The 12,934-nt window shown below is 34.6% G+C and carries 15 protein-coding genes; 12 read left to right on the top strand and 3 right to left on the bottom strand.

What is annotated here, in order from left to right:
* Positions 1-30 precede the first annotated feature (30 nt).
* A complete protein-coding gene (gene yajC, locus BZ25_RS09005; RefSeq protein ID WP_121515082.1) occupies positions 31-444 on the bottom strand; it encodes a preprotein translocase subunit YajC in 414 nt (137 codons plus the stop codon).
* A gap of 244 nt (positions 445-688) precedes the next feature.
* On the opposite strand from yajC, the gene minC reads away from it, so the two are divergent.
* The 5 genes from minC (at position 689) to mgsA (ending at position 4,877) form a co-directional block, all read left to right on the top strand.
* Positions 689-1,291, top strand: a complete 603-nt coding sequence (gene minC, locus BZ25_RS09000) for a septum site-determining protein MinC (RefSeq protein WP_121515083.1) — start codon at positions 689-691, stop codon at positions 1,289-1,291.
* Between the two features lie 91 nt (positions 1,292-1,382).
* Positions 1,383-2,423 (top strand): M28 family peptidase, encoded by a 1,041-nt coding sequence (locus BZ25_RS08995; protein ID WP_121515084.1) that lies wholly within the window; start codon positions 1,383-1,385, stop codon positions 2,421-2,423.
* Complete coding sequence (locus tag BZ25_RS08990; RefSeq protein ID WP_121515085.1) at positions 2,420-3,442, top strand: M42 family metallopeptidase; 1,023 nt, start codon at positions 2,420-2,422, stop codon at positions 3,440-3,442. The genes BZ25_RS08995 and BZ25_RS08990 overlap by 4 nt, the downstream gene beginning before the upstream one ends.
* A 17-nt stretch (positions 3,443-3,459) precedes the next feature.
* A complete protein-coding gene (locus BZ25_RS08985) occupies positions 3,460-4,464 on the top strand; it encodes a M42 family metallopeptidase (protein ID WP_012208941.1) in 1,005 nt (334 codons plus the stop codon).
* A gap of 32 nt (positions 4,465-4,496) precedes the next feature.
* Positions 4,497-4,877 carry a methylglyoxal synthase gene (gene mgsA / locus BZ25_RS08980; RefSeq protein WP_121515086.1) on the top strand — a complete coding sequence of 127 codons (381 nt, stop codon included), beginning with the start codon at positions 4,497-4,499 and terminating at the stop codon, positions 4,875-4,877.
* On the opposite strand, the gene BZ25_RS08975 is transcribed toward mgsA, so the two are convergent.
* Positions 4,874-5,323, bottom strand: a complete 450-nt coding sequence (locus tag BZ25_RS08975) for a hypothetical protein (RefSeq protein ID WP_121515087.1) — start codon at positions 5,321-5,323, stop codon at positions 4,874-4,876. The genes mgsA and BZ25_RS08975 overlap by 4 nt on opposite strands.
* A gap of 67 nt (positions 5,324-5,390) precedes the next feature.
* Complete coding sequence (locus BZ25_RS08970; RefSeq protein ID WP_158245438.1) at positions 5,391-5,708, bottom strand: helix-turn-helix domain-containing protein; 318 nt, start codon at positions 5,706-5,708, stop codon at positions 5,391-5,393.
* 290 nt (positions 5,709-5,998) lie between these two features.
* On the opposite strand from BZ25_RS08970, the gene BZ25_RS08965 reads away from it, so the two are divergent.
* The 7 genes from BZ25_RS08965 to BZ25_RS08935 all read left to right on the top strand — a co-directional run bounded on the left by BZ25_RS08965 (position 5,999) and on the right by BZ25_RS08935 (position 12,923).
* Positions 5,999-6,655 carry an ABC transporter permease gene (locus tag BZ25_RS08965; protein WP_012208945.1) on the top strand — a complete coding sequence of 219 codons (657 nt, stop codon included), beginning with the start codon at positions 5,999-6,001 and terminating at the stop codon, positions 6,653-6,655.
* Between the two features lie 27 nt (positions 6,656-6,682).
* Positions 6,683-7,786 carry a betaine/proline/choline family ABC transporter ATP-binding protein gene (locus tag BZ25_RS08960; RefSeq protein WP_121515089.1) on the top strand — a complete coding sequence of 368 codons (1,104 nt, stop codon included), beginning with the start codon at positions 6,683-6,685 and terminating at the stop codon, positions 7,784-7,786.
* 10 nt (positions 7,787-7,796) lie between these two features.
* Positions 7,797-8,447, top strand: coding sequence for an ABC transporter permease (locus BZ25_RS08955; RefSeq protein WP_121515090.1), 651 nt, complete (start codon positions 7,797-7,799; stop codon positions 8,445-8,447).
* Positions 8,448-8,476: 29 nt separating this feature from the next.
* The gene (locus BZ25_RS08950; protein ID WP_199676882.1) at positions 8,477-9,361 is read left to right on the top strand and encodes a glycine betaine ABC transporter substrate-binding protein; all 885 of its coding nucleotides are present in this window, start codon (positions 8,477-8,479) and stop codon (positions 9,359-9,361) included.
* A 144-nt stretch (positions 9,362-9,505) separates the two neighbouring features.
* Entirely contained in the window at positions 9,506-10,390 is an 885-nt protein-coding gene (locus tag BZ25_RS08945) for a glycine betaine ABC transporter substrate-binding protein (protein WP_121567542.1), read from the top strand.
* A gap of 51 nt (positions 10,391-10,441) precedes the next feature.
* Positions 10,442-11,899 (top strand): asparagine synthase-related protein, encoded by a 1,458-nt coding sequence (locus tag BZ25_RS08940; protein WP_158584895.1) that lies wholly within the window; start codon positions 10,442-10,444, stop codon positions 11,897-11,899.
* 139 nt (positions 11,900-12,038) lie between these two features.
* Positions 12,039-12,923: a glycine betaine ABC transporter substrate-binding protein gene (locus tag BZ25_RS08935; RefSeq protein WP_199676881.1), complete on the top strand. Its 885-nt coding sequence runs from the start codon at positions 12,039-12,041 to the stop codon at positions 12,921-12,923.
* The last annotated feature ends 11 nt before the right edge of the window (positions 12,924-12,934 follow it).

Raw genomic sequence — 12,934 nt, 5'->3', positions numbered from 1 at the left:
CACCCCCTGAACAAAATCAATGTTAAAGAACTATTTATCATCTTCAGTTTCAGTTTCAGTTTCTTCTGGCGTTGCTTCGGGTTTATCACTTTTAGAAAGAACCCCTGCAATGGCATTCTTTGTTATATCGATTTCTGTTTTGTCTGCCGTTGAAATTCTGATTCTCTCATTAGTTATAGATATTATCTTTCCTATGATTCCTGATGATGTAACAATTTTATCACCTTTTTTCAAAGAAGAAAGCATTTCCTTATGCTTCTTTTCTTGTCGCCTTTGTGGGAGGAACAACAAGACCCACATCAAGATTATGATTATTAAAAAAAACAACATTCCACTTAATCCACCACCACTTGCCGGGACCGCTTGTGCTTGTTCGACCGTGTTGGCAGCATCAGTAGCGCCTGCTGGGCCAAAGTTTATAAAATTTAATACTCTTTCTAACATAAATACACCTCCAAAATTATTCTTTAAAGAATTTTGTCGTTAAGCGTTTTTGTTATAATATAAGTTAATGCAAAAATTGCTTACTGTTAGATTGTATCATATTTTTCTTTTATGGTCAATGAATTCTTTACAACCAACTTGCCAAATAATTTTTGTTTATGTAATATTTCTTATATTTTATGTTATTATATATATGGTCATAAATTTTTTATGGTGACTTAAAATTGTATTAGGGGGGGTTTAGATGGATGAACCCGTATACGCAAAAATTATGGACGGAGACATAATCTTTTATTTTTCAAAGGGAAACACGCAAAAAGATCTTTTCGAACATTTTCAAAAAGAACTTGTTAAGATGAAAAGTTTTTTTAACATTGGGGATAGTTTTTACGTATATTTTGAAGACGGTTCTCAGCATAATTTATTAAATAGAATCGTAAAATTTGCTAACAGTCTTGAATTGAACGTTGCTGGAGCATATTTTGGAAAGCTTCCCGAAGGGAAAGTTGGAAACAAAGAGTTAACCCTTTCGAGTACCCAAATTTATAGAAAACATTTAAGATCCGGCCAAGTAATACAAAATCCTGGAGACATCATAGTCTTTGGAAATGTAAACCAAGGTGCAGAAGTGAACGCGGGTGGAAGTATTATAATATTTGGAAAGGTATTTGGAACCTTAAGAGCAGGAATTACCAACAAAAAAAACGCTTTCATTATAGCCTACGAATTGAATTCACCATTAGTAGAAATCGCGGGTATCCCTTTCTTCAACTATGAATGGCCAAAGTCACCTGTTTCAATAAGAATAGAAGAAAATAAAGCATTGGTTGAACCGGTTGAACTGTAAAAATATAGTGGAGCAAAGAGATATTAAATCAATTTTTTTTAATCTTTAAAACACTATTTATCCTGTGTCAAAACCAAAAAGGAGGTCACGAATGGATACTTCTACTTTACTAAAAAATTTATCCAATACTTTTGGGGTGTCTTCTTTTGAAAATTACACCTTTCCTTTGATTGAAGAAGAATTAAAAAACATCTCACCAGATATAAAATTAGAAAAAGTAGGAATAGGTAATTTAGTGGCAACTTATGGAAATGAGAGTCCCAAAATTGCCTTTTTCGCACATGTAGACGAAATTGGAATAGTTATATCAAAAATAATCGATGAACACTTCGCTCGTATTTCTCCCGTTGGTGGAGTCGATCCAAGAACCTTGGTAGGAAAAAGGGTTCTTTTTAAAACGAAAGATGCAGAAAAAATAGGTGTAATAGGGTTTTTAGCCCCTCACCTTCAAAAAAAGGAAGATAGAGAAAAATCTCCCTCCTTTGATGAGCTTTTCGTCGATTTTTCAATTTCAGGGGGAACAAGCAATATCAACGTTGGTGATATGGGCGTTATACAAGTCCAGGCTGTTGAACTTGAAAATGGAAAGATATCAAATAAATCTTTAGACAACAGAGTAGGTGCTGCGGTACTAATTAAGTCTTTGGAGTACCTACAAAATCTTAAATTTGAAGGACAATTGACTTTGTCTTTTAACAAAGGTGAGGAAGTGGGATTAGTTGGAGCACAAGGTAGCGCTCACCACCGAAAACCAGATTTTGCCATAGTAGTTGATGTAACTTTTGGCGAAAAACTACCAGAAAACTTTGAGCCTATCAAGCTTGGTGAAGGACCAGTTATAGGTATAGGTACCACCGTTACCAGAAGTATTTTCGAAGAACTAACAAAAACTGCAAAAAGTAACAATATCAAATACCAATTAGAAACTTTTACTAGAGGCAGTGGCACCGAAGCGGATGTAGTTCAAATATCTTCTTCCGGAGTAAAAACAGGTGTTGTTTCAGTTCCAATCCTTAACATGCATTCTCCCAACGAGGTTGTAGATGTAAAAGATGTGGAAGAAAGCGCAAAATTATTATCTTTCTTTGCTTTAAACACCAGCTTAACTTGGAAAGGAAGTAGAAATTTATGAGGAAATATTTAAAAGACTTAACTAATCTTGCCGGTATATCTTCAAGAGAAGAAAAAATAAGAGAGTACATCAAATCAAATGTTGCCAACAAGGTCGATGAAATTACCGAAGACAACATGGGAAACCTAATTTGTTTAATTAAAGGTAAAGATTCTTCCAAAAAATTAATGCTTGACGCACACATGGATGAAGTTGGCTTTATGATCACCAGAATAAATGAAGACGGTACTTTTGGCATATCTCCCGTTGGAGGAGTTGACCCAAGGGTAGTAAAAAGTCAGAGATTAAAAATCGAAGAAAAAATATCTGCTGTTGTCAATTCTACACCCATTCACTTAGAAAAAGAAACCGACAAAGTTGAACAGTATGAAAGTATAAGGATCTACGCTGGATTTTCCAACAAAGAGGAAGCATCTAAAAAGGTCCATTTGGGCGATATGGTTACATTTGATACTACTTATTATGAGGAAAATAGCTATGCTGTAGCCAAAGCCTTTGATGATAGGGTTGGATGTTCTATTATGATGGATATAATTGACTATTTTTTTGAGAACAACGAGAAACCTCTTTACGATACATACTTCAATTTTGCTACTCAGGAAGAAACGGGGTTGAGAGGTACAGGAACTGCAGCTTCAAAAATACAGCCAAATTTCGCTATCGTATTAGAAGGTACAACTGCTGGTGACAACCCTGAAAACACCCCGGATAAATGGGCAACCCATATCGGAAATGGGCCCGTCTTAACATTCATGCATAGCGGTTTAGTTCTCAACAAAGAAATCTTCGAAAAAATTGTAGATACTGCAAAGAAATTAGGTATTAAATTTCAATACAAAATGCGAACAGCAGGAGGAACAAACGCCGCCAGACTCGCAAAGACCCTTTATGGAATTCCAGCAGGGGTAATATCCGTTCCATGCCGATATATTCATTCTCCACAATCTATAATGAATTTACAAGATTATGAAAATACCTACCAATTGGTAAAACAATTAGTCGTTAATACACCATTTTAAGAGAGGTGGCAAAAAAATTGAAAGAGCTAATAAAAAATATTACGGAACTTTATGGACCAAGTGGAAGAGAAGATCAAGTGAGAGATTTCATAAAAGAACAGATCAAAGATCATGTGGATGATATTAAAACAGACAAGTTAGGAAATCTTATCGCCACAAAAAAAGGCAACTCTGGAAAAACCATATTATTTGACGCTCACATGGATGAAATAGGGGTTGTTGTTACACACATTTTAGACAAAGGCTTTTTAAAAGTAGAACAAGTCGGCGGTCAAAACCCTGTAAATTTGATCGGTTCCAGGTTGATTTTTAATGGAAGAATAGGGGTTGTTGGAGTTGAGGGAGAAAGTGAAAAAGAATTAAAAGATAATTATAAAAACTTATCTTTAGACAATATATTTGTTGACATAGGCGTATCTTCAAAAGAAGAAGCGGAAAAAATTGCCCCTATTGGCACTTTTGGAACCTTTGCGGAAGGTTTTGTCGATTATGGTAATTATTGTATGTCAAAAGCCATGGATGACAGGATTGGATGCGCTATTTTAATAGAAACTATCAAAAATATGAAAGATAATCAACACACAGTTTTATTTGCTTTTACTATCCAAGAAGAAGTAGGTTTAGTCGGATCTTTTGTTTCGGCTTATGATTACGAAGTCGACAGAGCAATAGCTATAGATGTCACGGATTCCTTGGATACTCCTAAGGCTCTTAAAAGAATGAGCATGGCTTTGGGAAAAGGACCTTGTATTAAAATAAAAGACAATCTTTCTGTAAGTGACAGAGAAGTTGTAGAATGGATAAAAAATGCTGCTTTGGCAAACAACATACCCTATCAGTTCGAGGTATTAACCTTCGGAGGAACAAATGCCGCGGGCTATCAAAGAACTAAATCTGGAATTCCTAGTGGTACTATTTCTATTCCTACTAGATACATACATTCACCTCACGAGATGTTATCCTATAGCGATGTTGAAAACACGGTGAAACTGTTGAATACGCTTAGTAAAACGAATTTTTAGAAGCTTATTTTTTACGTTTGAGGAGGAAAATCATGGTCAATGTAGCGTTAATAGCTCACGATAAAAAGAAGTTAGACCTTGCGCTCTTTGCCAAAGAATGGAAGGATGTATTTAAAAATTGCAAACTTTATGCTACAAAAACCACTGGAAAGATTTTAAAAGAAAAAGTGGGGTTAGAGATACAAACTTTTGAATCTGGACCATTGGGAGGAGACTTACAAATAGGCGCTCTAGCTGTCAGTGGGAAAATAGATTTTGTGATCTTTTTAAGGGATCCATTGACTGCCCAACCCCATGAACCTGATGTATCCGCTGTTTTACGGATTTGCGATGTACACAATATTCCACTTGCTACTAATTTAGCATCCGCTGAAGCAATAGTTCTCGAAATTCAAAAAAAGCTTAATAATTAATGTTTGTTATCTTGAAGATCAATTTGTTGATTACCCGTACTTAACGGTAGTACAACATTTGGCAATGCCGACTTCATTAAAATTTCGTTCAAATATATTCTAATATAGGGCCAAAGAACATCATCAACAAAATTTTTAAGGAAATACTTTTTGGCCCTTTTGTTTTTTGAAAAACTTTCGAAATCCATATCCGTTTCGAAAATTTCTCTGAAGGTTAGAACGTAGTAAGCTATCCTCTTTTTTTCTCCTTCTAAAAAAATTCTGTAAGTAACAATTAAGTTTAAGTCTCTATTTTTTTGTTCATATACATATCCTCTTTCGATCGCTATTTCAGTAATTTTTTCAACTACTTCTTTGCTTGTTCTCTCCAAAAATTCACTTTCCAAAAATATATTCTTTAGAATTATGTCTTTCAATAGGTTTATTTTTTTTTCATCATTTTTCATAAAACTCCTCCCACAGTTTATCAATTATTGTCTTTAGAAATTCTAAAACTTTATATATAACGGCTTTTTATAATTTTATGTGAAAGATTTTTTCAAAATTATCATTTGTAGAAAACTCATCTGTGTTTATCTCTTTATTATCTTTAAATTCAAAATACAATTTGATATTCCCCTCCAATACCTCTGCCAATCTTTGCAAAAACAAATATGTTGGATTGTAGTTCCCTTTTTCAAATTTAGAAATTATCGCCTGCGTTGTCCCCATCCTCTCAGCTAAATCTTTTTGTGTAATTCCCATTTGTAACCTTCTTTTTTTAATCTCATATACCAAGTCTAATAAAGCTTTCTTATCTATAGCTTCCCATTTCTTCTCATTTTCATTCAAAGTTTTCACCTCCAATCTCACTATATTTTATTATACAGCTTTTAGAAATTCTAAAACCTATTTTAAAGAGAATTTCTAGAATTCAAAAATTTTTAAACGTCCCCCCACAAGATTTTTGAAAACATACTATTAGCAAACTAATTATATTATAAAATATCTTAAAAGATTTTTAATTTTATATTTTTACTTAATTGTAACTTACTTATATTCTAAAAAGATTAAAAATGTGTTATAATATTTATCGCAATGATGAACAAAATAATTTACAATGAGAAGAAGGGAGTGAAACAGTGGAATTCTTCGAATATATTTCTAGTAGTTCAAGTATCATAATTAGAGAGTTTCTAAATCATTTGAAAATCATAGGTTTATCTTTACCTTTTTCTATAGGTATAGGAGTACCTACAGGAATTTTTATATCAAGGCATCCTAAAGCCGCAAACATAGTTATCTACATTGCCAGTATTCTGATGACTATCCCAAGTTTGGCCCTTTTTGGGATTATGGTTGTAATTTTGTCTCCTTTTGGAGCTGGCTTAGGGGTTACACCTGCCGTGATTGCTTTGATTATATACTCTTTACTTCCAATTATAAGAAATACATTAACAGCTATTCAAGCTCTTGACCCACAAATGATAGAGGCTGCTAAAGGAATGGGAATGACCGAATCTCAAATATTATTCAAAATCCGTTTACCTTTATCGATCCCTACTATAATGTCTGGGGTAAGAAATGCTGTAGTAATGGGAGTCGGCGTTGCTACTTTAGGATATTTTGTTGCTTCAGGAGGATTAGGATACTTTATTTTTGCTGGGTTAAGCAGGTCACGGTATCCAATGGTAATAACGGGGGTAATATTGGTCTCAATTTTGGGTGTTTTAGCTAATTATCTTTTACTAAAATTTGAGGATTTAATTACTCCAAAGGGTCTTAAAATTAAAGAATAAGATAAAAATCATAGGAGGAACATTAAAATGGCAATAAAATTAGTTGATCTCACAAAAAAGTATGGTGATTTTACCGCCGTTAATAATTTAAATATCGAATTTGAAGACAATAAATTAACTATTCTAATAGGTCCGTCTGGATGTGGAAAAACAACTACCTTAAAGATGATCAATCGTTTGATTGAAAGAACATCCGGCGATATCCTCTTCGATGGAAAATCGATTGACGATATAAATCCCATACAATTAAGAAGAAGTATAGGTTACGTAATACAAGAAATTGGATTATTCCCTCATATGACTGTATTCGATAACATTGCTGTAGTTCCAAGGCTTTTGAAATGGACTGAAGAAAAAATAAAAAAGCGGGTATACGATCTATTAGATTTAGTAAACCTTGATCCAGATGTTAACGCTTATAAGTTTCCAGCACAACTATCTGGAGGTCAAAGACAGAGAGTGGGAGTAGCAAGGGGACTTGCAGCCGATCCTGACATATTGCTCATGGATGAACCATTTGGTGCGATTGATCCTATAAATAGAGAAACATTACAAGATGCATTTCTTGAAATTCAAGAAAAGATCAAAAAGACTATTATATTTGTCACACATGACATAAGGGAAGCTATTAAATTGGGTGATAAAATAGCGATCTTCAAAGATGGTGAATTAGTACAGTACGATGATACACAAAATATTGTTCAAAACCCGAAAAACGATTTTGTTAAGGACATATTGGGGGAAGATAGCCAATTCAAAGCTTTGGAATTTGTTAAGGTTAGCGAAGGATTGTATAAAGACATTCAAGTCTTTAAAATTGATGAGGATCTTTCAAAGATTAAAAATACAGTACAGAGTAATTATCCTATCACCATTTTCGTTGATAAAAATAACAACTATAAAGGGTTTATAGAAACTAAAAGAATGAACAGAATTAATGATTCATCTAAATTGAAAAGTTCTTTGAAAAAAGATCACGTTACGGAAAAATCAAGCCTTTATGAAGCATTAAACAAAATACTAAGTTCTTCAAGTACAAATATCCCGGTGGTTACAGATAAGCAAAAGGTAATAGGGGTGATCAACTTAAAAGCTATATTTGAACAAATGTCAAATAAAGAAGAGGTATGAGGAGGATAATATGGAATTTTTTACATACGTTGCTGAAAATCTTGGCTATATAGGAATAAAGGCTATGGAACATCTTTATTTGTTCGCAAGTTCGTGGGCAATTGCTATCATTGTGGGAATGGCAATAGGAATCTATGTTACCCGCCCAGGAAGAGAGAAAAGTGGAAGAATAGCCCTTTCTATTACAGGAATAGCCCAAGCCGTACCAAGCATTGCTGTTATTGCCCTCGTTTTTTTATTCATGGGAATAGGTCCTGCCCCTGCGATTTTCGCTTTATTTCTATATAGTATAGTGCCTATAACTTTTAACACTGCATCTGGGCTTTTCGGCATCGATAAAGGCATGATTGAAGCAGCAAGAGGCATGGGAATGACTAACAGGGAAATCTTGTGGAAAGTAGAAATTCCAAACGCGATGCCAACTATTTTTTCAGGAATAAGAAATGCAGCCATAATAAATTTAGGAACAGCTACAATCGCATCTGCTATAGGAGCTGGAGGATTGGGAGAGTTAATTTTTATAGGTCTAGGGACTTTTAAATTCGAGATGATATTAGCTGGAGCTATTCCGGTATCCATAATGGCCGTTTTAATTGATTTCGTTCTTGCAATAATACAAAACAGAATGACTTCGGAAGGTATTAAGTTACAAAAGGAATAGTGAAAAAATTTTAAATGGAGGTGTTAACATTGAAAAAATTGGCAGTACTTATGTTAGTTGTAGCGTTTTCTTTAACTGCGCTATTTGGTGCAACTTTAACCGTAGGTGCAAAAAACTTCACAGAACAGTATGTCCTTGGAAATTTGGCTGCACTGCTACTTGAAGAGAACGGCTTTAACGTTGTTGAAAGGTTCGGCCTTAGTTCTCTCGTCGCTAGACAAGCTTTGACAACAGGACAGATCGATTTATATCCAGACTACACTGGAACCGCTTGGGTAACTTACCTAGAACAAGAAGAATTAATCACTGATCCAGACGAACTTTTAGAAAAAGTCAGAGAATTAGATGCCAAAAATGGTATTGTTTGGCTTGATAGAATAAACGCTAACAATACTTATGCCCTTGCTATCCGTCAAGAAGATTACGAAAAATATGGTTTCGAAACCCTCTCTGATTTAGTTGCTTACTGGAACGAACATCCAAAAGATTTTGTAGTAGGAGTTGGTTATGAATTCTATGAAAGACCTGATGGCTTCTTTGCCTTTGCTGACCACTATGGTTTAGATATTCCTGATTCCCAAGTGTCAACTATGCAAGATGGATTAACCTACGAAGCAATTGCAAATAATAAGATAGATATCGCTATGGTTTTTGCTACCGATCCAAAAATTTTAAGATACAACCTACATGTACTAGAAGACGACCGAAACTTCTGGCCTTATTACCATATCTCCTTTGCAGTTAGAAAAGACGTCCTAGATGAATACCCTGAAATTGAAGAAATTTTGAGACCTCTTACACTTTACCTAAACCAAGACATTTTAATAAGGCTGAACTACAGAGTAGATGTTGAGGGTGTTGAACCAGAAGTCGTTGCAAGAGATTATTTAGAAGGCTTAGGCTTGATAGATTAAACGGTCTTATTTCTAAACTAACAATAAGGGTGAAGAGGTGCTCTTCACCCTTATTATTTGAAAATTTGAAAGAGGGTCAAGTACATTTCAGTATTTAGAGAGAAAAAACTGTTAATAATAAAATTTAATTATGGAGGTGTTTTTGTGAAAAAAACGATCTTATTCTTGTTAATAATGATATTTACTTTAAGTACATTTTTTGGTGCAACTTTAACCGTAGGTGCAAAAAGTTTCACAGAACAGTATATCCTCGGAAATTTGGCTTCACTGCTACTTGAAGAGAACGGTTTTAACGTTGTTAAAAGATTTGGCCTTAATTCCTTCGTTGTGAGACAAGGTTTGACAACAGGACAGATCGATTTATATCCAGACTACACTGGAACCGCTTGGGTAACTTACTTAGGTCAAGAAGAATTGATCACGGATCCAGATGAACTTTTAGAAAAAGTCAGAGAATTAGATGCTGAAAATGGTGTTGTTTGGCTTGATAGAATAAACGCTAACAATACTTATGCCCTTGCTATTCGTCAAGAAGATTACGAGAAATATGGATTCGAAACCCTCTCTGAATTAGTTGCTTACTGGGACGAACATCCAAAAGAGTTTATGGTAGGAGTTGACTATGAATTTTATGAAAGACCTGATGGTTTCTTTGCCTTTGCTGACCACTATGATTTAGATATTCCTGATTCCCAAGTATCAACTATGCAAGTTGGATTAACTTACGAGGCAATTGCAAACAATAAAATAGATATCGCTATGGTTTTTGCTACCGATCCAAAAATTTTAAGATACAACCTACATGTGCTAGAAGACGACCAAAACTTCTGGCCTTATTACCATATCTCTTACGCAGTTAGAAAAGATGTACTTGATAAATATCCTGAAATTGAAGAAATTTTGAGGCCTCTTACACTTTACCTAAACCAAGACATTTTAATAAGGCTGAACTACAGAGTAGATGTTGAGGGTGTTGAACCAGAAGTCGTTGCGAGAGATTATTTAGAAGGTTTAGGTTTGATAGATTAAACGATCTAATATTCAAACTAACAATTGTTTGAAGTAAAAGGAGGATTAATTTTGGCAGGTATTGCCGGAACAACAGCTAAAGACAAGAAAATTGTTAATAAAATATTGAACAGGATTCAACACCGAGGTCCAAAATCAACATGGGTAGAAGAAGGAGAAAAAGCAACTATTGGTTGTTGCTTGCTTGCGTCTGAGGAAACAGCAAAAGCGCGGGTCTTTACAAAAAAAGGAAACGGTATTTCTGTTTTAGATGGGCATCTTTTTGACGAAGATAATTTACATCCTGAAGCGGCATCCTTAATACTCGAAAATTATAGAAAATTTGGAGAAAAATTTGCAAGCTATTTAGATGGTGATTTTGCTTTCGCAATCTATAACAGAAATGATCTTATTTTAGGCCGTGATCACATCGGTTCTCACCCGCTATATTATGGCTTTAATAATAATGAACTTTATTTTTCCTCGGAAGCAAAGGGTCTTGTTGGTATAGTTAAGGAGATCCAAGAACTAGAACCTGGACACATATTTTCATTAAAGGACGGCGTTCTACCTTATTCGACTTTCTTTGAAAGTGTCCCTTCTTTTAAAACACCGCAAGATGCTGCTAAAATACTGAAGGAATTATTAGAGAAGGCTGTTAAAAGAAATATGTCAGATGGTTTTGTGGATGGGGCTTTACTTAGCGGTGGATTGGATAGTAGTATTATTGCTTATACCGCTTCTAAATATCAAAATCCCATCCAAACCCTCACAATAGGGGTTTCTCAAAATGGCGACCTTCCACGGGCAACCGAAATGGCAGAATTTATTGGTTCTTCTCATTATTGGAGAATTTTTGATAAACAAAAAATTGAAAACATTCTCCCAATAGCTATTTATCATTTAGAATCTTTCGAAGAATCTTGTGTTCATGGAGCAGTGGCGCATTATTTGACAGCGGAATTTGCCCGGGAAAAGGGGGCAAATTGTTTGTTGTGCGGTGAAGGAGCAGATGAGCTTTTAGGTGGTTATCATGAACTAAAGCAAGCAGAGTCAAATCAAGAGATGGATAACTTTTTTGATGACTTAATGTCTAATGCCTACAGTACTGGTCTCCAAAGACTCGATAGATCCTTCTCAGCTCACGGAATCGAATACCGTACTCCTTTTCTTGATAGACGTGTCGTGAATTTTTGCAATCAAATACCAAATGAATGGAAAATCTATGGACCTGAAAAAATTGAAAAATGGATCTTAAGAAAAGCTTATGAAAATGATTTGCCTAGCAACATTGTAAATCGAAGAAAAGAACCCTTTGCTAATGGTAGCGGTGTATCTGATATCATAAAAGATATTTCACAACAGAAAGTCTCAGAATTTGAAAGAAGGCCAAGAACATTTCAAAATTTAGATATTGAATGGGAGTTTAAATCATCCGCTGAGTTTTATTATTACCGTTTATTTAAAGAATTCTTTCCGGATAAATCTTATGAACGTTTAGTAACCAGATTGAATCCTTTATTAAGATGATTAACAGGGAAGTTCTCCCTTAAATATGGTGGGAAGCTGGGATAAGGGAGCGAAGATCCATTCCTTAGAAGGGTGCGCAGCGGGGCTAAGGGGTGCTAAAACTGATTGAATGTAACCTACATTGATGGAGGTGTTAACTTTGAAAAAATTGACAATGCTTGTGTTTGTCGTTGTATTTTCTTTAACTGCGCTTTTTGGTGCAACTTTAACCGTAGGAGCTTCAAATTTCACGGAACAGTACATATTTGGTGAACTCATATCTGCTTTACTTGAAGAAAACGGTTTTAATATCGATAAAAGATTTGGTTTAAATACTTTAGTGAAAAGAACAGGAATGTTGAACGGACAAATAGATGTTACTCCAGATTACACAGGAACAGCGTGGACAACGTATTATCATAAAGAGGAATTGATTTATGATCCAATAGAATTATACAACCAAGTTAAAAGCATAGATAAAGAAAAAGGGTTAGTATGGTTAGATCTAACCAGTATAAACAACTCATATGCCTTGGCTATGAAAAGGGAAAGTGCAGAAAGTTTAGGTATCGATACCATATCTGAACTTGCCGAATATGTAAATGACCATCCTGGAGAATTAAAAATAGCAATTGATTATGAATTCTTCGAAGGCGCAATGAATATCTTCGAAATGGCAAAAGCTTACAACATGAACCTATCAAAAAATGATGTTAAAACTATGCAGTGGGGTTTAACCTATGAGTCTTTGAATCAAGGGGACGCTGATATAACAATGGTCTTTACTACCGATTCTCAGCTACTGAAATACGACTTAAAGGTTTTGGAAGACGATAAACATTTCTTCCCTTTTTATCATGTAGCTCTAGTTGTGAGAGAAGATACTTTAGAAAAATATCCTGAGATAGCAGAAATATTGAGACCTTTTGCTATGTACTTAAACCAAGATATAATCATAAGGTTAAATTATTTAGTAGATGTTGAAGGAAAGGAACCAGAGAAAGTTGCACAGAATTATCTTAAAGGTTTAGGTTTGATAGAATAATCTTCGGTCAC

Source organism: Petrotoga sp. Shatin.DS.tank11.9.2.9.3 (assembly GCF_003665005.1).
GTDB classification, from domain to species: domain Bacteria; phylum Thermotogota; class Thermotogae; order Petrotogales; family Petrotogaceae; genus Petrotoga; species Petrotoga mobilis.
The sequence above is the reverse complement of the archived record's forward strand: the minus strand, read 5'-3'. Positions and strand labels throughout refer to the sequence as shown.

Excerpts from the sequence above, each read along its gene's own strand:
- mgsA (WP_121515086.1), top strand. The coding sequence starts at position 4,497 with ATGGTCAATGTAGCGTTAATAGCTCACGATAAAAAGAAGTTAGACCTT.
- BZ25_RS08995 (WP_121515084.1), top strand. The coding sequence starts at position 1,383 with ATGGATACTTCTACTTTACTAAAAAATTTATCCAATACTTTTGGGGTG.
- yajC (WP_121515082.1), bottom strand. The coding sequence starts at position 444 with ATGTTAGAAAGAGTATTAAATTTTATAAACTTTGGCCCAGCAGGCGCT.
- BZ25_RS08975 (WP_121515087.1), bottom strand. The coding sequence starts at position 5,323 with ATGAAAAATGATGAAAAAAAAATAAACCTATTGAAAGACATAATTCTA.
- BZ25_RS08960 (WP_121515089.1), top strand. The coding sequence starts at position 6,683 with ATGGCAATAAAATTAGTTGATCTCACAAAAAAGTATGGTGATTTTACC.
- BZ25_RS08990 (WP_121515085.1), top strand. The coding sequence starts at position 2,420 with ATGAGGAAATATTTAAAAGACTTAACTAATCTTGCCGGTATATCTTCA.
- minC (WP_121515083.1), top strand. The coding sequence starts at position 689 with ATGGATGAACCCGTATACGCAAAAATTATGGACGGAGACATAATCTTT.
- BZ25_RS08955 (WP_121515090.1), top strand. The coding sequence starts at position 7,797 with ATGGAATTTTTTACATACGTTGCTGAAAATCTTGGCTATATAGGAATA.